Here is a 17,916-nt window from a genome sequence, read left to right on the forward strand (position 1 = left end):
GCTACTCGATCTGGCTGGCGGTATAGTAACCGCTATCGATCAGGGTGGGGCGGATATTGGTCTTGGTCACCACAACCGGGGTGAGCAGATAGGCTGGTACGATCTTGACGCCGTTATTATAGGATTTCGTGTCGTTCACCGGCACGGTCTTGCCTGCAAGCATGGCATCGACCATGTCAGCGGTTACGGCAGCGAGTTTGCGCGTATCCTTGAATATCGAGGAATACTGGTCGCCTGCCATGATCGATTTGACTGACGGAATTTCGCAGTCCTGGCCGCTGACATAGGCCATTTTCGTGTCGCCGCTGCCATAGCCTACCCCTTTGAGCGACGAGATGATGCCGATTGAAATGCCATCATAGGGCGACAGAACGGCGTCAAGATGACGGTCGGTGTAATAGGCGCTCAGCAGATTATCCATACGCGCCTGAGCAGTTGAGCCATCCCAGCGCAGGGTAGAGACTTTCTCCATGGTTTTCTGACCGGAGGGAATGACAAGCTTGCCGCTGTCCAGATAGGGTTTGAGCACCGACATTGCGCCGTTGAAGAAGAAATAGGCGTTGTTATCGTCGGGTGAGCCGCCAAAAAGCTCGATATTGAATGGCCCCTTTGCCTCTGGCAGGCCAAGAGCCTTGGTGAGTGAACTGGCCTGCAGCACGCCGACCTGAAAATTATCGAATGTGGCGTAATTGCTTACATCGGGTGAATTGCGGATGAGACGGTCATAGGCCACTACCCTGACGCCGCGCTGCGCTGCCTTGTGCAATGTGTCTGAAAGGGTCGTGCCATCGATGGCGGCAATCACGAGCACCTTGTCGCCTTTGGCAACCATGTTCTCGACCTGGGAGACCTGATTGGGAATATCGTCATCAGCATATTGCAGATCGGTACGATAGCCGCGCGATTGTAGGGTCTTCACGATGTTATTGCCGTCGGCAATCCAGCGGGCCGAAGATTTGGTGGGCATGGCAATGCCGACAACCGGCTTTTCTTCAGCCGATACCGTATCAGGTGTTACGATACCGAAAAGACAGGTCGTGGCCAGAGATAAGCAGACAAGGCCAGTACGGATTTTGGTCATGGCGCGAAATGTCCAGGTAACGGTCTGCCGCGTGATCATGTCGCCGCAGGAGCCGATTGAGGGTTTGTGCCGCGAGTGTCGGTTTGTGCAGACACTTCGGCGGGGGAGAACAGCCGGATGACAGCCATCATCGGCAGATAGGCGTCGAATGTTCCTCCAGAACGTCTCGTCACGCAGGGGCGCAGGGTTTCGCCCGAATCGTCACATATCATGATATAATCATCTCATTGTTGTGTGATAAATAACGAAATGAAACGTTGTCGAAAACGTGATTAACGTTTCGTAGGGCTCTGCCAAAGAGGCGCGATCACAGCGCGCGTCCGGAATTACCGCAGATCCAAAGAGGCGGCTCTCTGTAAGGCGCGTTCTGCTATCCGGGTAGAAGAGCGAAGGCTCGTATGCTTTGGCACAAGCTATTGGCGACACGTCGGGTCGAAAATCACGCGAATCGAATTTCCACGAAAAATGATCGGTGTTGGCTTGCGTTTTGCAAACAACTCGCCGTGATCTCTGTTTCAGGAATTTCACTGAAAAACCCACAATATGAATAAGTAATGAAAAGTAATCTAGTTTTATTGTTTATTAACATTTTTTGATGTGTTGCCTATTTTATGGGCGTTTGTTCCGATATTTTTAGCGAATTAGACAACTCTTGAAATGGTTAACGAATGGTGTCAGCAAGGTGTCGATTTTACCAATTTTTCCTTTTGCAAACTCTCTTCATATACTTGATCGTATTGATCTGTATTCCGGGAGTGCAATGACCTAAGGAGCGGATGTCGAGAAATGGCTGCAGATCCTCACACAGCGACACAGCGCTATACGCAGGTGGCTCTCAACGGCGAGGTATGGAGCGCCGTCAATGTCAGCGGGGTGACGCGCTACCAGAGCGGGGCCGTCGTCGTGGATGGGCCGATCGTTCTGGGGGGGGCGACCACGCTCATTGTTACAGCCGGCGCAACGGCATCAGGCGTTCTTGGCGCGGGTACGGGAGGAAGCCCCACAGTGGTCGTAATGAGCGGTGGCACGCTCACAAACTCGACCATCAATAGGGGGAGCGTCACTGTCAGCAGTGGGGGCGTGACCAGCGGCAATGCATTCAGCGGCGATAGCGTGATGCTTGCCGCCGGCGGCAGTTCTGTCGCGGATGATTATTATGCCACAGGGGGAGCGACCGGTGTGGTATCCGCTCTTGCCGGTGCACAGATGACCAATGTCACCTTCACCTCCGGCATGACGCTGAGCGCTTTTGCCGGTGCGACCCTGTCTGACATCAAGGCCGATGCTTCCGCTGTGGTCCTCTCAGGGGGCAAGGCGGTCAATTTCACGACCAGCAACATCACCATCAGTGACTCGGTAGTCACCAGCCATGGTGTGGCAACAGGTGCACTGATCACAGGCGGTGTCTGGAATGCCGTCAATAGTGGCGGTGTTACCTATTATCAGAGTGGCAGTGTATCGATTTCCGGTCCGGTCTTCTTCGATAATGGAACGTTGAATGTCACGTCCGGTGCGGTCGTTGATGGCCTTCTTCAGGGCCAGAACGGAAATCCGACGGTCAACGTGCTTGCCGGTGGGAAGCTGATCAACTCCACGCTGAACAATGGTTATCTCATCGTTCAGTCCGGTGGTTATACCTCCGGCAATAACGGCAACTCGGAACAGACAACGATTTCGGCGGGCGGCAGCTCCGTAAACGATAATTTCTATACGAATTATGGTGGAAATGACTCGGTAACGGTTCTGAGCGGTGGCAGTATTACAGGGGTAAATGTCTCCAACACGACCCTGACGGTATCGAGCGGTGCGACATTGGGGTCATTCCACAACCTTTCAGGTGGTACGATCCAGATACAGCCCGGGGCCAATGTCGGTTCTGCAACAACCATCACCTCCAATCCGGCCACAGCCGACCAGCGCTACAAGCAGGTAACGCTCGGCGGAGAAGTCTGGAGCGCCGTCAATGTCGGCGGCCAGACAGTCTATCAAAGCGGTACGGTCACGGTCAGCGGCCCCATCGTCATGGGTGAGACATCCACCCTCGTCATCACCTCAGGGGCAACAGTTTCGGGTCTGCTTGCTGGTGCTGCCGGCGGTACGCCGACCATCACCGTCATGAATGGCGGCAAGCTGATCAACTCGACGGTAAATTGGGGGAATCTGACGGTTGCCGCGGGGGGATATACCTCCGGCAATGCGTTCAATGCCGATAAGGCGACCTATGCCTCGGGCGCCCAGTCTATCAATGACGATTTCTATGCGACCAATGGGCACACGGCTGTCATTTCTGCTGCCGCCGGCGCCACTCTGACTGGCAGTACGGTCACGTCAGGCATGACCTTGAGCGCCCTCACAGGGTCGCTGCTCACCGGCATCAAGGCCGATCAGCTGGGTGTCGTGATGTCGGGCAACAAGCAGGTCAATTTCACCACCAGCAATATCACGATCGATTCAGGCGTCGTGACCTCGCATTCACTGTCGACAGGGGCCTATCTGACAGGAGGCATCTGGTCTGCCGTCAATAGTGGTGGCGTCACCTATTACCAGAGCGGCAGCGTATCGATCTCCGGTCCGGTTTATCTCGAAAATGCGACGCTCAACGTTATGTCAGGAGCTGTGGTCGATGGTCTTCTGGCCGGGCGTACCGGCTGGCCTGTCGTCAACGTCATGGCAGGCGGCGTGCTCCAGAACTCTACCCTGAACAACGGCTATCTGAACGTAGCGTCCGGGGGTGTCACGTCCAATAATTATGGCAACTCCGAAGCAACGACTATTTCTTCGGGTGGCAAATCCGTCAATGACACGTTCTATACGACCTATAACGGCAATGATTACGTTACAGTTCTGGGCGGGGGATCGATCTCGGGGGTCAATCTCTCGAACACAACCCTCACCGTTTCCAGTGGTGCGACCCTCGTGCCGCCCCTCAATCTGGGCAGCGGTGCAACGGTCACGATCTACGGTGCGGCAGATGTCTGCTTCCTTGCAGGTACGATGATCCGTACGGCAGAGGGTGAAACGCCAGTCGAGGATATCAGGATCGGCGATGAGATCCTGACTTTCGATCCGCAGACACAGGAGGCTGTTCTGCGCTGCGTTACCTGGGTGGGCGAAAAGGAGAAGACGGTCGGCCACAGCCTGTCAGCCAATCTTGCCGATTATCCTGTCCGCATTCTCAGGAATGCTCTGGCCGAGAACATGCCGCACAAGGACCTTCTCGTGACGGCAGAGCATTGCCTGTATCTCGGTGGTGGTTTTGTGCCGGTGCGTATGCTGGTCAATGGGCGCACCATTTTCATCGATACCAGCATCACGACCTATCATTACTATCATATCGAAACCGAGCATCATGCTGTCATCTGGGCTGACGGTGCCCTGACGGAGAGCTATCTCGATACCGGCAATGCCCGGACCTTTGCCCAGCCCGGTGCTGTCAAACGTCTCCCGGGTCAGGCAAAGACATGGGAGCAGGACGCCGCGGCACCGCTGCTTGTTGCTCGTGATGCGGTTGAGCCCCTGTTCAACGACCTGCTTGCACGTGCCATCCATCTCGGGACGGAAAGCCGCGTGGCGACACCGGAAATGACGATGGATGCCGATCTCCATCTCATGACCGAGAAAGGTAAGATCATCCGCAAGCTACGCGAGAACAAGGACCAGGTGACGTTCATGATCCCGCCCGGTACGCAAAGCGTGCGGCTGTGCTCGCGGGCAAGCCGCCCCTGTGACGCGATTGGTCCCTATGTGGATGATCGTCGTCTGCTGGGCGTTCTGGTCGGCAGCATCACGCTGTTCGATGCCACGGAGACGGTGGAACTGACCCGACATCTCTCCGGCGAGGCGCTGGATGGCTGGCTCGGAAGCGACGCCTGCCCCTGCCGCTGGACCAACGGCAATGCCTTGCTCGAGCTCGATCTTGGGGCAAGAGACACGGTCTCCATGCTCGCGATCCAGATTGTGGAGGGCGGCCCCTATCTGGTCGACGCAGATGCCCGGGATCAGGAAATGAGCCTGAGCGCCTGATCGGGAAACGGGGTCTCTTTCCGTGCAAAGAGAGACCCCGGATTATCATGCATTCATTCACCGCCCTCAGGCGGGCGAGGGGTGAAAACCAGCGCGAGGCAGGTTTCGATGGCCATCAGCGCATGGCGATCGACAAACAGACCGAGCAGGGGCCAGTGGCGGCGCAGGGTGAGGCGAAAAGGGCTCATGAGGGGCTTTTTCCTCCGACATAGGCAGGAGAGGCAGAGGCCAGACCCGTCTTGAGCACCTCCTCTTTCATCAGCAGGGCCGCCAGATGGAAGGCGCGTCGTGCATGGGCATAGGGCAGCCACTGGCCGACCATGTTCCACGGCATCCCGTTATTATAGGTCGCGATGGCCAGAACCGGCGCGCCGGTTGCGGCATCAGTGGCGATCAGTTCCTCACTTGCTCCGCCGGGAGCCGGCGGTGGAATGGGCGGCAGGCCGCCGCCCGCTGCACCGGCAGCAAATCCGGCCACGATCGGCAGGGCATTATAATACCATTTGCTGCGGCGCAGATTGGTGATGGCCGCGCTGATCCGCAGAGTGCCGGGTGGCATCATGGCGACAGGGCCTGCAGGCAGGATCTGGAAATCTTCGCCGAGAGTCTTGCGTAGTTCGGCTTCGAAGGCACCCGTCATACGGGCCTGTATGTCGGGCTTGAGCACCGGAGCATTGCGCACGGGGTGCCACAGAACCGGATCAATCACCGCATAACGATAGCCCCCCGGATGCAGGCCGGGCGCAATATAGACAAGATCGTCCGTATGGCCCTTGGGGTGAGTCATCTGCCCGTAGGTTTCCGGTGCGATAAAACCGGTCCGGGTTGTTTTCTGCCCGGCGCAGCCCGCCAGAAGCAGGACGCCGGTGCAGGAGAAGAGCAGGGACACAAGGCGTTGCGCCGGAAGGCGGCAAGAAAGCTGAGGGGGCATGGCGAGTGTTACCTGAGAGAGGGAAAACGAAGCCCCGCATGAAGGCTGCGTCTGATCAGCCTCTGATGCCCGCGTGATTTTTCAGGGTGATGTCCCGACTATATGAAAGCTGAAACAAAGGGCGAATTAACGGGGCCCCGGCAGGAAAACACAGACATCGAGCCCACCTTGCTTACGATTGGTCATGGCAATATCGCCCCCCAGCGCGCGTATGATCGTGCGGGCAGAGGTCAGGCCAAGTCCCACGCCACCGGTCTGGCGATTGCGCGATTTATCAAGACGGAAATAGGGTTCGAAGACAGTCTGCAGAGCCGCTTCCGGCAAGCCCGGCCCGTTATCCCTCACGATGATCGTCGCACTGCCATCCGGCGCCGGTGAAAGCACGATCTGCGGCGCGGTGGCATATTTGATGGCATTCTCGACAAGATTGGAAAATACACGACGCAGCGCATAAGGCGGGCCGTTATATCCCGTTCTGTCTGGTCCGATGAAGCGCACGTCATGACCCTGATCAGTGTAGTCATAGGCGATTGTCTGAAGCAGGTTCGACAGATCGAACATCGTGTTTTCCTCGCGTGAAGCATCGTCACGGAAGAAGGACAAGGCGCCGTCGATCATGGCCTGCATTTCATCGACATCGCGAAACAGCAGCCTCTGCTGGTCCGTATCGTCGATGAATTCACCGCGCAGCCGGATACGGGTGAGCGGGGTCCGCAGATCATGGGAAATGGCTGCGAGCATGGTGGTGCGGTCGGTAACGAATTTGCGTATCTGCGCCTGCATTGCGTTGATCGTTTCCACCACCAGCCGGATTTCACGTGGGCCTTCTTCACTGAGCGGCATCAGGCGGGGCTGTGCACCCAGATTGCGCACGCCATAGGCCAGATGTTCGATCGGGCGTGAGAGCTGGCGCGAAGCGATGGCGGAAACAGCGATGATCCACAGCGTCAGCAGCACGGCTTCGAGACAGAAACGTTCAAAGGCATAGAGACCCCAGAAACGCTGCAGCGCGATACACAGGATCCAGCTTCCGTCGTCGCATTGCAGTGCCGCAAAATAGGACTCGTGAAAAACCGAGCGATCATAAGGCATGCCGGGCAATTGCGAGACCGGATTGTCTTCCTGAAAGACGGCAAGCCTCTCTGGCCGGTGCGCCAGATAGGGTTTGAGAAAATCCCAGCCCTGTTCGATCTCGGCGGGTCGGTACTGTCCATGCAGCAAAGCCGTGGCAATGGCCGAGCCGGAGGGATACCAGCCAAAACGCAGCTGGTCGGTCGCCGCAGCCTGTGTCAGGGCCTGTCGTGACGCGGCAGGGGCAGCCTGGGTCATGCGGATGACGGTGGCTACCTGGGCGGGGAGCCCGGTCTCCTGGATATCCGGTTTGGTCCAGCGGCCGCCAAACAGGAAGAAGAGTTCAATCAACAGCAGGGTGACCCCGGCAGCCAGCGCCACGGTCACGATCAGACGACGCGTGATCGTGTCGTCCAGAAACAGGGTTCGGCTCATGCGCGTCTGACCGTCGTGGCAAACATGTAGCCGCCATTGCGCACGGTGCGAATGAGGCTCGGATTTTTCGGATCGGTCTCGAGCTTGTGGCGTAACCGGCTGACCTGAACATCGATACTGCGGTCAAAGGCGGCATGATCGGGGCCGCGCGCCATGTCCATCAGCTGGTCGCGTGTCAGCACACGCTGGGGATGCTCGGCAAAGGAAAGCAGCAGGTCGAACTCGCCGCCTGACAGCATGACGAGTGCGTTTTCGCTCGACCGCAACTCACGGCGGGCCACATCAAGCTGCCACCCCCCGAAGCACAGGACCGGTCGCGTCGATGGAGAGCTGGGGGCAACCGGGTCCACGGTGCGCCGCAGCACGGCCTTGACGCGGGCCAGCAGCTCGCGCTGGTCGAAAGGCTTGGTCAGATAGTCATCAGCACCGATTTCGAGCCCCACCACGCGATCGGTATGGTCAGCCATCGCCGACAGCATGATGACCGGCAGGCGCGATGTTGTCCGCAGGCGCTGGCAGAGGCTGAACCCGTCTTCGTTGCGCAGCATGATATCGAGAATCACGAGATCGACCGGCTGGGCCTCCAGCAGGGCGAACATGGCCTCACCATCTTCCGCCGTCGAGACGCGGTACTGGTGCTTGCGCAGAAAGCTGGTCAATAGCGTCAGGATATCCTGATCGTCATCGACAACGAGAAGATGCGGCATGGGGGTCATCCCTCGTTCGTATCATGGAGCCAGACCGCCATGATGTCGGGAGCAGACATGATGTTTCAAGATGGAAATAATGCATCGACCGGCAGGGCCTCGTGCTTTGCATGGCGCGTTCGAAACCTGCTAGGACAGGCGTGACGGTGCCTCGCAAGGGGTGAAAAGGGAAGCGGGTCCGGGCAGAGATGCCCCAGTCCCGCGCTGCCCCCGCAACTGTAGGTGATGTCAAACCCCTGCCACGATCCCACTGGAGCTCTTCCGGGAAGGGGGCAGGGATTTCGGGAGACCGGCATCACAAGCCAGGAGACCTGCCGTCATTTCGCTGATTTCATGGACCGGCGGGGTGCCCGGATCGTGACGGATTGCATTTTGTCGAATGCGTCAGGTCGGTGCATGCGCCGGCAATCATCACTGCGCCTTGTTTTCGGCCCCTGTTGCGGGGATGAGCAAAAAGCCCGGATTGTCATGAACGCGCAGCCCAAACCCGTTTTTCATGTCTGTCAGACCTGCGCCTCAGGCGGGCAGGCCCTGCATGATGCCCTGACCGAACTGGCAGATCCTGCTCTGGTCGCGGTCGAGAGCGTGCGCTGTCTCGCTGCCTGCCGGCAGGGCTGCACCGCGACCCTCTCCATGCCGGGAAAATGGTCATGGCTGCTTGGTCAGCTGAGTCCTGAACTCGCGCCAGACCTGCTTGTCTATGCGCAGGCCTATGGTCGCTCGGCATCAGGCACGGTCATGCCCTCCAGACGCCCTGATTCGCTGCGCGATATCATTCTGGGGCGTTTTCCTGCCCAGAATCCTGCTGCTCCTGCCCCACAACATGCCGTTCCGGAAAGCGTCTCATGAGCAAGATTCCTGTCACCATCATCACCGGCTTTCTTGGCGCCGGAAAGACCACGCTGCTGCGCCATCTGATCGCGCAGTCCAATGGTCGTCGCATCGCCATCGTCGTCAACGAATTCGGCTCGCTTGGCATTGATGGCGAGACCCTGCGTGGATGCAGCATTCCGAACTGCCCGGAAGAAGATATCGTCGAACTCACCAATGGCTGCCTTTGCTGCACCGTGGCGGATGATTTCATCCCGACCATGGAGGCGCTGCTCGATCGGCCGCAGCCGCCAGAGCATATCGTGATCGAGACATCGGGCCTTGCCTTGCCCAAGCCTCTGCTCAAGGCGTTCGGCTGGCCGAGCGTGCGCACGCGCATGACGGTCGATGGTGTCATTACCGTTGTCGATGGTCCGGCGGTTGCCGCAGGACGTTTTGCCGATGACCCTGAGGCCGTGGCGAAGCAGCGCGAGGAAGACGAGTCACTCGATCACGACAATCCGCTTGAGGAAGTCTATGAGGATCAGCTCGATTCCGCCGATCTGGTCGTGCTGAACAAGACCGATCTTCTCGATGAGGCGGCACTTGCCAGCGTGGAGGCTGCTCTCGCTGGTCGCAAGCGCCGCGTGCGTGTGATCCGCGCCCGTGAAGGTCAGGTCGATCCCGCCGTGCTGCTCGGCCTTTCTGCCGCTGCCGAAGATGATCTGGCTGCACGCCCGTCCCATCATGATGGCGCTGACGAACACGAGCATGACGATTTCACGAGCTTTGTTCTGCCCATCAGGGAGCAGGAAACTGTCGAGCGTTTCATTGCCCGCCTCGAGCATGTGGCGCTGACGCATGATGTGCTGCGCATGAAGGGCTATGCGCCCATCGCCGGGAAATCGCTGCGTCTGGGTGTGCAGGCAGTCGGCAGTCGCATCCGCCATGCCTTCGAACCATGGGGCAATGCTGCGCAGGGCGAGGGCAGGCTGGTCGTGATCGGGTTGCATGGGCTCGATCCGGTTGCTGTACAGAACAGCTTCGACGCTGGCTGAGCCATGCATCTTCTCTTTCGGGAAACGCATGATCTGGACGGGCAGGCCATGGCCGAGGATCTCGGTCATGAGCCCGCCGATCTCGTTCTGCTGTCTTTTTCCGAAAGTGACCTGCTTGGGCTGAGTGCTGTGCATGGCGCGCAGGACCCCAGCCTGCGCGTGGCCACATTGTCTCGCCTGCGCCACCCGATGTCGGTCGATCTCTATCTTGAACAGACCATTTCCCGGACACGCTGCGTGGTGGTGCGTCTTCTGGGGGGCACCGAATACTGGCGTTATGGTGTGGATGAACTGCGCGCCCTTTGTCGTGCACGGTCCATTCCTCTGGCGTTCATAACGGGAGAGGCCACGCCCAACCCCGCGCTGAAAGCCCTGTCGAACGTCGATACTGCGCAATGGGAGCGTCTCGACGGACTGTTTCGTGAGGGGGGCGCCCGCAATCTGCGATGCGCCCTGACCCTTATGGCCAGCCTTGCCGGGCTGGCGCCGGATGATGGCGCCATTGCCGAGGCCCTGCCGCCCGCCGGTGTCTATCGTCGGCTTGGCACAGAGCGGACAAGCCGGGTTCTGCTGGTATTCTATCGCGCTCACCTGCTCGCGGCCGATCTCGACGGGGTCGATGCCCTTGCCGAGGCGCTTTACGAATCCGGCCTTGGCGTTGACCTGATCTACGTGGCCTCGCTCCGCGCGCCGAGCGTCCTGCCTTTTGTCGATCGCTGGATGATGGAAGAGCCGCCCGAGATCATTCTCAATGCGACCTTCTTCGCTGCGCGTGGCGATGACGGCACCCCATCCCTACTTGAGGCGGCGCAGGTGCCGGTGGTGCAGATCCTGCAGCCGAGTGCGACCTTGGGCGCCTGGCAGAAATCAGGCCGTGGCCTGTCGCAATCGGATCTGGCGATGCAATGCGTGTTGCCTGAACTCGATGGCCGCCTGACCGGCACTCCGATTTCGTTTCGCGACGAGGCAGCACCCGGCCTGCCTGCAAGACGCGTTGCCCATGCACCCGGCATTGCGCTCATGGTGCAGCAGGTGCAGGGCTGGCTTCGTCTGGCGCGTCAAAGCCCGGCGGAACGGCGTCTCGCGCTCGTTCTGTCCGATTATCCCGGTGCAGAAGGCCAGGCGGCCCATGCGGTCGGTCTCGACGGGTTTGCAAGTGTCGAGGCTATCGCGACACTGCTGCGAGACGCTGGTTATGCCATTACCTCTGTCGAGGCGTCCGCCCTGCCCGAGGCGCTTTGTCAGGCGCCGATGCAGCGTATTCTCGAAGCAGGAGCGTACCGCCTTTTATTCGAGGCTCTGCCCGAGGGGTTTCGTGAGAAGGTCATCGCGGCCTGGGGCGCTCCGGATCAGCCCATCGAGGCCCGGTTCGTCGAACTGGGCACTCTGGTGGTGGCGTTGCAACCGGGGCGGGGCAGGGCGAGCGAGCGCAAGGCGCAGTATCACGATCCTGATGTGCCCCCCTGTCATGCCTATATCGGTTTCTATCTCTGGCTGCGCGCAACACGCGCAATTTCGGCCATGATCCATCTCGGCACGCATGGCACGCTGGAATGGCTGCCGGGCAAATCTGTCGCGTTGTCCGAAAGCTGCGCGCCCCCTGTGCTGCTTGGGGGTGTGCCTGTCATCTATCCTTTCATCGTCAATAATCCGGGCGAGGCTTCTGCGGCCAAAAGACGTCTTGGCGCGGTCATGATCGGCCATATGACGCCACCCGTTCAGCGCGCCGGGCTCGATAGCGCCATGGTCGATCTTGAAAGGCTGATCGACGAATATGCCGAAGCCGATGGGTTGGATCGTCGGCGCGGGGCATTGCTGCGGCGCCAGATCCTTGATCGGGCCGCCGATCTCGGCGTGCTGGCAGAAAGCGGTGTGGCTGGCGGCGAGACGGATGAGGCCGAAGCTCTGGCCCGTCTCGACGCCTATCTGTGCGATGTGAAGGATCTCCAGATACGTGACGGGTTGCATGTGTTCGGCTGTCAGCCGCCCCGTCACGGCGCGCTGGTCGAGATGCTGGCAGAATCCGCTCAAGTAGCCTCTGATATCGTCACCTCCCGCCTCGATGCCTGCCCTCAGGCCGAGCGACAGGCGCTGCTTGCCGCACTGGACGGGCGTTTCGTGCCGCCCGGTCCTGCGGGGGCGCCTACGCGCGGGCGTCTGGATGTGCTGCCGACAGGACGTAATCTCACCACCATCGACCCGCGCCTGCTGCCAAGCCGCGCTGCGCTGATTCTGGCGCACAAGACCGCCGATCTGCTGCTGACGCGCCATCTTCAGGAAGAAGGCGAGAATCTGCGTCATCTCGTGCTCGATCTCTGGGGCAGCGCCACATTGCGCACAGGGGGCGAGGATATGGCGCTCGCCTTTCTGCTTATGGGCGTGCAGCCGCTCTGGGATGCGACAAGCGGGCGGATTTCCGGCTTCGAGATCGTGCCGCTCACGACACTTGACCGCCCCCGCGTGGATGTGACCCTGCGTATTTCAGGCCTGTTTCGCGATGCCTTTCCGGGATTGATCGCGCTTTTCGATCAGGCCGCCCGCGCCGTTGCGGCCCGTGCGGAAGACGAGGCATGGAACCCGCTCACCCGTGATCCCGATGCCTCCCGCATTTTTGGCGCGGCGCCCGGCGCTTATGGCACCGGGGTCGAGGCCGCGCTGGCCGAGGGCAGCTGGCAGACCCGCGATGAACTGGGCCAGCTTTATCTCGACGGGTCGCAATGGAGTTATGGCGGCGACCGCGAGGCAGTAGTTGATGCCGAGGGGTTGCGCGCGCGTCTGGGGCGCGCCGAGATGGTGCTGCATATCCAGGACCATGCAGAAACCGATCTGCTTGATGGTGTCGACACTGCCGCGCATGAGGGAGGCCTTGCTGCTGCTGCTGCGATGCTGGGCAACACGCCAAAGCTGCTCCATGGCGATACCAGCCAGCCGGAAACGCCGAAACTGCGCGACGTGTCGCAGGAAGTGGCGCGCATCACCCGTGGCAGACTCGCCAACCCGCGCTGGATTGCGGGTATGATGCGCCACGGCTACCGCGGCGCGGCAGAAATGGCCCGTGGCGTGATGGCTCTTGAGGGCTATGCTTCTACCCTGTCCGTGCGCTTTGACCGACAGATCGATCTGGCTTTTGCCGCCCTGCTTGAAAATGACGATCTGCTGGCATTCTTTGAGACGCATAACCCGCAAGCACTGTCGGATATGAAAAGGCGTTTCGCCTCGTTGCGCGATCGCGGCCTCTGGCAGCCGCGCCGCAATGTCGTTGCGCAGATACTGGAGTCATGAGGCCCCGCAGGAGGAGAGACACGTCATGAGCCGTGTGTTGATGGTGGCAGCGCCCCGCTCGGGTTCAGGCAAGACGACCATGACGCTGGCGCTTCTGAGCGCCTTCCGGCGTCGCGGTCTGTTGGTGCGGGCGTTGAAGACAGGGCCGGATTATATCGACCCAGCCTTTCATCAGGAGGCTTCCGGCGTGCCCTGCGCCAATCTCGATAGCTGGGCCATGTCCGGGCCGGCACTGGAATCCCGTCTTGCCCGCGCCGGGGAGGGTGTCGATCTGGTGATCGTGGAATCCTCGATGGGGCTGTTCGACGGGCTTGCGTTGCCGGATGGGCAGCGCGGTGCGGCCTCCGATATTGCCGCGCATTTTGCCATGCCGGTTCTGCTTGTGCTGGATGCGAGCGGGCAGGGGCAGAGCGTGGGGGCCGTCGCGCAGGGGCTGTCGCAATGGGACGAGAAAGTTACTGTCGCAGGCGTCATTCTGAACAACATCGCGTCTGACCGTCACGAAAAACTCTGTCGCGCCGCGCTGAGAGAGCCTTTATGCGGCGTGTTCAGGCGTGATCGATCAATCGTGTTGCCAGAGCGCCATCTGGGTCTGGTTCAGGCCCGTGAACGGGGTGATCTGGCAGGGTTTTTCGACTCCCTTGCCAGCAAGGCGGAAGCTGAACTCGATCTGGATGCCATTTTCGCCCTGTCGCGTCCGATCGCTGCAACCGGCGTCAAAGGGGCCTCACTCGTGAATCCGCCGGGGCAGCGCATAGCGCTGGCTGACGACGCCGCCTTCTCCTTTCTTTATGCGCATCTGGCGGAAGAGTGGCGTGAAGCAGGAGCCGAGATCCTCCCGTTCTCGCCGCTGCGTAATGAGAGGCCGGATGAGAGCGCCGATTGCTGCTGGCTGCCAGGAGGTTATCCCGAACTGCATGCCGCAGCCCTGGCCGCGGCCACTTCATTTCATGAGGGCATGCACCGCTTCGCGCTGACGCGACCCATCCATGGAGAGTGCGGTGGGTTCATGGTGCTGGGGGCCGGTCTGGAAGACTGCGCAGGCACGACTCATGCCATGCTCGGGCTTCTGTCTCACGAGACATCCTTTGCCAGACGCAAGATGGCGCTCGGTTATCGTCAGGCCCGGCTTTTGCAGCCTTCCGTTCTGGGGCCGGAAGGGACGAGGCTGCGCGGGCATGAGTTTCATTATGCCCGAGTGACCGACCCCGGCAGCGATGCCGCTTTTGCCCGGTTGCAGGATGGCGAAGGCAACGATCTCGGCGTGGCGGGCGCGCAGCGCGGTCAGGTGTCAGGCACGTTTTTTCATGTGCTGTCTCGATGGGGCTAGAACCGTCTTTCTCGGTTCTGCTGGCGCGTCATCCGCCCGTTCTTGTGGCTGAAGGGCAGTGCTACGGGAGGCGTGACGTGCCGCTCGCACCGGGCTGGGAGCGCTTGGTCACAAGATGGGGCGGGCAGGGGGCTGTTTATGCCTCACCCGCGCAGCGCTGTCAGCACGCAGCCACCTTTCTGGCGGGTGGGGCGCCTGTTCAGACCGATGCGCGGTTGCTCGAAATGGATTTCGGCGCATGGGAGGGGCAGAACTGGTCTGTCATCCCGCGAGAAGCGCTCGATGACTGGGCCGCTGATCCGTTCGGCTACCAACCGGGCGGAGGAGAAAATGTCGAGGCGCTCATCGCGCGTGTCACGGCTTTCTGGCGCGATCTCCTGTCCAGGGCGGAAAACTGCCGCGTGGTGACCCATGGCGGGCCGTTGCGCGTCATGAAGGCACTGGCAGAAAACCGGGCGTTTCAGATGGAAGACCCGGCGCCCCCGCAGGGCGAAACAATTCTGTTGCATTTTTTCAACAATAACGGCGCGTTTGTTGCGCAAAACCACCCACTCCGTTGACAATATGCAACAGACCAATGAGGAGTAGGCCAATCCTGAATCATTGGTAAGGTTTATCATGTTGGTACGCTCCCGGTCTCTCCTGCCATCAGTTGCACGCAAGGGGATCCTGTCCCTCATTGCCACGACGTGCCTGATGTCCTGCGGGGCCGAGGCATTGGCGCAGACAACAGCAGGAAACGCGACTGACAGCGTCAATCATCCCGCCGCAAACAAATACCAGCCTGCCAAGGCGGCAAAACCAGCAGCCAGGAGCAAGGCGCTGCGCACGCGCCAGTCTGCGCCGGTTACGGCGGGCGACGCCGATGGCGGCAGTGAAGCCATCGTCGTGACCGGTACGCGTGAAATCGGCAAGAAGGCGCGCGATGCCATTGCGCCGCTTGATATCATTTCGCACAAGCAGATTGCGGCAACAGGTCAGGGTACGCTGCGCGATGCGCTTGCGTTGCTGCTGCCCTCGCTCACCACACCGACAGCCGGTTTCGATGCCGGTGCCATGACGGACACGATCAGCCTTCGTGGCCTCAACCCGAACGAGACGCTCGTTCTGGTCGATGGCAAGCGCCGCCACAACACGGCCAATATCTATTCCAACCCCGGCCCGCAGCAGGGGTCGACGGCATCCGATATCGACATGATTCCGATGTCGGCCATTGATCATGTCGAGGTGCTGCGTGACGGCGCGTCGGCCCAATATGGCTCGGACGCCGTGGCCGGTGTGGTCAATATCATTCTCAAGAAACAGGCGCGCGGCTTTCACGCCCAGAATATCACCGGCATCACTTCCGAAGGCGATGGCTTTCAGCAGGGTGTCTATCTCGATGGCGGCGCAAGCCTAGGGTCGCGGGGCTTTGTGCATGTCAGCGGCGATTTCGTGCATCAGGATCACACCTATCGCAGCGCTGCCGATAACCGCACGGGTACCTATCAGAACAACATCCTGAGCCAGCCCGAGCAGACGCGCGAGAGTGTTGCGGTCAATGCCGGCTATGATCTGACAGATAACATCCAGCTTTATGCTCTGGGCACCTATGCCCATCGCCATGCCGAATCCTATCAGAACTATCGTCTGGCCTCGTCGCTGAACGCCTATCCCGGTTATCAGGCGATCTACCCCTGGGGGTATTCGCCGGTCGAGACGCTGAACGAGAATGATTTCGAGCTCAAGGCCGGTGTGAAGGGCGATTTCCGGGGCTGGCACTGGGACGTTTCGAGCGTCTATGGCCGCGATTACGACGATATCGGTCTGATCAACTCTGTGAATCTCTCGATCAACAAGGCGACGGGCCGTACGCCCACCTCGTTTGATGTGCAGGGCTTCAATAACCAGCAATGGACGAATGATTTCGATTTCAGCCGCAAATTCGAGTTCAGTGGCTGGCCGCACAGCGTGAATTTCGCCGGTGGCGCGTCCTATCGCTATGAGGGCTATTCGGTCGGTACGGGCTCGCCGGATTCACTCTATGGCAACGGCTCGGATGCTCTGGCAGGCACGAATCCCGGCAATGCAGGCAATTACAGCCGCGACGTGGCCGCAGGCTATCTCGATATCTCGACCTATCTGGCCAAGGGGCTGCAGCTCGATCTGGCAGGTCGTTACGAGCATTACACCGATGTGGGCAACACCCAGAACGGCAAGGTCTCGCTGCGCTATGACATCACGCGCCGTATCGCCCTGCGTGGAACGATCAGCAACGGGTTTCATGCGCCGACGCTCGCCCAGAAATACTACTCGGCACTCAATATCTCGCCGACTGCCGCACGTGGCCTGATCGGCGCGGGCTCGCCCGGTGCGCTGGCCAACGGCTCATCGGGCCTCAAGCCCGAGCGCTCGACCAATGCGGAAGGCGGATTCATTGTCGAGCCGATCCGCAACCTGCATGTCACGACCGATATCTATCAGATCAACATGCGCGACCGGATCATGCCGGGCGGTAATATCTCGGGTGCGACGGCAATCAAGGCCATGCAGCTCAATGGTTTTGCGCTACCGTCCGATATCAGCACGTGGAACCAGAGCGCTATCACCGCCAACTGGTTCGGCAATGTGGCCAGCACCCGCACGCAGGGTCTGGATATCACTGTCACCTATCTGACCAAGCTCGGCGCTTTCGGGCGTATCGACTGGGATGCGGCGATCAACCTCAACCGTACCCGCCTGTCGCATCAGGCCACGAACCCGCTTACGGGCGCGCCACTGCTCAATGCGGCCTCAATCGCCTATCTGACCACGGCCTATCCGCGCAGCAAGATCATCTTCGGTGGCAACTGGACCCATGCGAAGTGGATCATCGGGCTGCACGAGATCCGCTGGGGCCAGACGACCAACCAGCTCACTTATTATGCGCCCGGCCCCTATCAGTTCAGCACGACGCATTTTCTGGAATACCAGAACAAGCCGAAATGGACGACCAATCTGGACGTGAGCTACCGGATCACCCCCCGCTGGACGGCCACGATCGGCGGCAACAACATCTTCTCGGCCTATCCCACCCGCGTGCCTGACGGAAACCGCTATCTCGGCGCGCCGCAATATTACATGAGCACCTCGCAGCTCGGCATTAACGGTGGCTACTACTATTTCCGCGTGAACTACGATCTCTAAGCGGAAAATTAACGAGGCTCCTT

General features: G+C 60.0%; 12 protein-coding genes and 1 riboswitch. Of the genes, 7 read left to right on the forward strand and 5 right to left on the reverse strand.

Annotated features, from left to right (window positions below; all coding sequences use genetic code 11):
- Position 1: 1 nt before the first annotated feature.
- Positions 2–1,081 (reverse strand): multiple monosaccharide ABC transporter substrate-binding protein, encoded by a 1,080-nt coding sequence (chvE, locus tag AA105894_RS13860; RefSeq protein WP_304500475.1) that lies wholly within the window; start codon positions 1,079–1,081, stop codon positions 2–4.
- 786 nt (positions 1,082–1,867) lie between these two features.
- Here chvE and AA105894_RS13865 point away from each other — a divergent pair.
- Positions 1,868–5,104 (forward strand): Hint domain-containing protein, encoded by a 3,237-nt coding sequence (locus AA105894_RS13865; protein WP_267312281.1) that lies wholly within the window; start codon positions 1,868–1,870, stop codon positions 5,102–5,104.
- 53 nt (positions 5,105–5,157) lie between these two features.
- Here the strand turns inward: AA105894_RS13865 and AA105894_RS13870 are convergent, their stop codons facing one another.
- From AA105894_RS13870 to AA105894_RS13885, 4 genes are all read right to left on the reverse strand, one after another.
- On the reverse strand, positions 5,158–5,292 hold the full coding sequence (locus tag AA105894_RS13870; protein ID WP_264784125.1) for a hypothetical protein: 135 nt from the start codon (positions 5,290–5,292) through the stop codon (positions 5,158–5,160).
- Positions 5,289–6,035: a DUF3313 domain-containing protein gene (locus tag AA105894_RS13875; protein ID WP_267312282.1), complete on the reverse strand. Its 747-nt coding sequence runs from the start codon at positions 6,033–6,035 to the stop codon at positions 5,289–5,291. The genes AA105894_RS13870 and AA105894_RS13875 overlap by 4 nt, the downstream gene beginning before the upstream one ends.
- Positions 6,036–6,161: 126 nt before the next feature.
- Positions 6,162–7,541 carry an ATP-binding protein gene (locus tag AA105894_RS13880; RefSeq protein WP_267312283.1) on the reverse strand — a complete coding sequence of 460 codons (1,380 nt, stop codon included), beginning with the start codon at positions 7,539–7,541 and terminating at the stop codon, positions 6,162–6,164.
- The gene (locus AA105894_RS13885; RefSeq protein ID WP_267312284.1) at positions 7,538–8,257 is read right to left on the reverse strand and encodes a response regulator; all 720 of its coding nucleotides are present in this window, start codon (positions 8,255–8,257) and stop codon (positions 7,538–7,540) included. Before AA105894_RS13885 ends, AA105894_RS13880 begins: the two co-directional genes overlap by 4 nt.
- Before the next feature lie 118 nt (positions 8,258–8,375).
- Positions 8,376–8,581: riboswitch (cobalamin riboswitch) on the forward strand.
- 135 nt (positions 8,582–8,716) lie between these two features.
- On the opposite strand from AA105894_RS13885, the gene AA105894_RS13890 reads away from it, so the two are divergent.
- From AA105894_RS13890 to AA105894_RS13915, 6 genes are read left to right on the forward strand one after another with little or no spacing between them, the layout of a single operon-like run.
- A complete protein-coding gene (locus AA105894_RS13890; RefSeq protein ID WP_267312285.1) occupies positions 8,717–9,097 on the forward strand; it encodes a DUF1636 domain-containing protein in 381 nt (126 codons plus the stop codon).
- Positions 9,094–10,116 (forward strand): cobalamin biosynthesis protein CobW, encoded by a 1,023-nt coding sequence (gene cobW, locus AA105894_RS13895; protein ID WP_267312286.1) that lies wholly within the window; start codon positions 9,094–9,096, stop codon positions 10,114–10,116. The genes AA105894_RS13890 and cobW overlap by 4 nt, the downstream gene beginning before the upstream one ends.
- A gap of 3 nt (positions 10,117–10,119) precedes the next feature.
- On the forward strand, positions 10,120–13,398 hold the full coding sequence (gene cobN, locus AA105894_RS13900; protein WP_267312287.1) for a cobaltochelatase subunit CobN: 3,279 nt from the start codon (positions 10,120–10,122) through the stop codon (positions 13,396–13,398).
- Between the two features lie 25 nt (positions 13,399–13,423).
- Complete coding sequence (locus tag AA105894_RS13905) at positions 13,424–14,728, forward strand: cobyrinate a,c-diamide synthase (RefSeq protein WP_267312288.1); 1,305 nt, start codon at positions 13,424–13,426, stop codon at positions 14,726–14,728.
- Complete coding sequence (locus AA105894_RS13910; protein WP_267312289.1) at positions 14,719–15,288, forward strand: histidine phosphatase family protein; 570 nt, start codon at positions 14,719–14,721, stop codon at positions 15,286–15,288. Before AA105894_RS13905 ends, AA105894_RS13910 begins: the two co-directional genes overlap by 10 nt.
- Positions 15,289–15,346: 58 nt before the next feature.
- On the forward strand, positions 15,347–17,893 hold the full coding sequence (locus AA105894_RS13915; RefSeq protein ID WP_267312290.1) for a TonB-dependent receptor plug domain-containing protein: 2,547 nt from the start codon (positions 15,347–15,349) through the stop codon (positions 17,891–17,893).
- The last annotated feature ends 23 nt before the right edge of the window (positions 17,894–17,916 follow it).

The sequence above is a fragment of the Asaia spathodeae NBRC 105894 genome (assembly GCF_025994195.1).
In the GTDB taxonomy this organism is placed as follows: domain Bacteria; phylum Pseudomonadota; class Alphaproteobacteria; order Acetobacterales; family Acetobacteraceae; genus Asaia; species Asaia siamensis.

Coding starts and splice junctions, on each gene's coding strand:
- chvE (WP_304500475.1), bottom strand. CDS start 1,081: ATGACCAAAATCCGTACTGGCCTTGTCTGCTTATCTCTGGCCACGACC.
- AA105894_RS13865 (WP_267312281.1), top strand. CDS start 1,868: ATGGCTGCAGATCCTCACACAGCGACACAGCGCTATACGCAGGTGGCT.
- AA105894_RS13870 (WP_264784125.1), bottom strand. CDS start 5,292: ATGAGCCCTTTTCGCCTCACCCTGCGCCGCCACTGGCCCCTGCTCGGT.
- AA105894_RS13875 (WP_267312282.1), bottom strand. CDS start 6,035: ATGCCCCCTCAGCTTTCTTGCCGCCTTCCGGCGCAACGCCTTGTGTCC.
- AA105894_RS13880 (WP_267312283.1), bottom strand. CDS start 7,541: ATGAGCCGAACCCTGTTTCTGGACGACACGATCACGCGTCGTCTGATC.
- AA105894_RS13885 (WP_267312284.1), bottom strand. CDS start 8,257: ATGACCCCCATGCCGCATCTTCTCGTTGTCGATGACGATCAGGATATC.
- AA105894_RS13890 (WP_267312285.1), top strand. CDS start 8,717: ATGAACGCGCAGCCCAAACCCGTTTTTCATGTCTGTCAGACCTGCGCC.
- cobW (WP_267312286.1), top strand. CDS start 9,094: ATGAGCAAGATTCCTGTCACCATCATCACCGGCTTTCTTGGCGCCGGA.
- cobN (WP_267312287.1), top strand. CDS start 10,120: ATGCATCTTCTCTTTCGGGAAACGCATGATCTGGACGGGCAGGCCATG.
- AA105894_RS13905 (WP_267312288.1), top strand. CDS start 13,424: ATGAGCCGTGTGTTGATGGTGGCAGCGCCCCGCTCGGGTTCAGGCAAG.
- AA105894_RS13910 (WP_267312289.1), top strand. CDS start 14,719: ATGGGGCTAGAACCGTCTTTCTCGGTTCTGCTGGCGCGTCATCCGCCC.
- AA105894_RS13915 (WP_267312290.1), top strand. CDS start 15,347: ATGTTGGTACGCTCCCGGTCTCTCCTGCCATCAGTTGCACGCAAGGGG.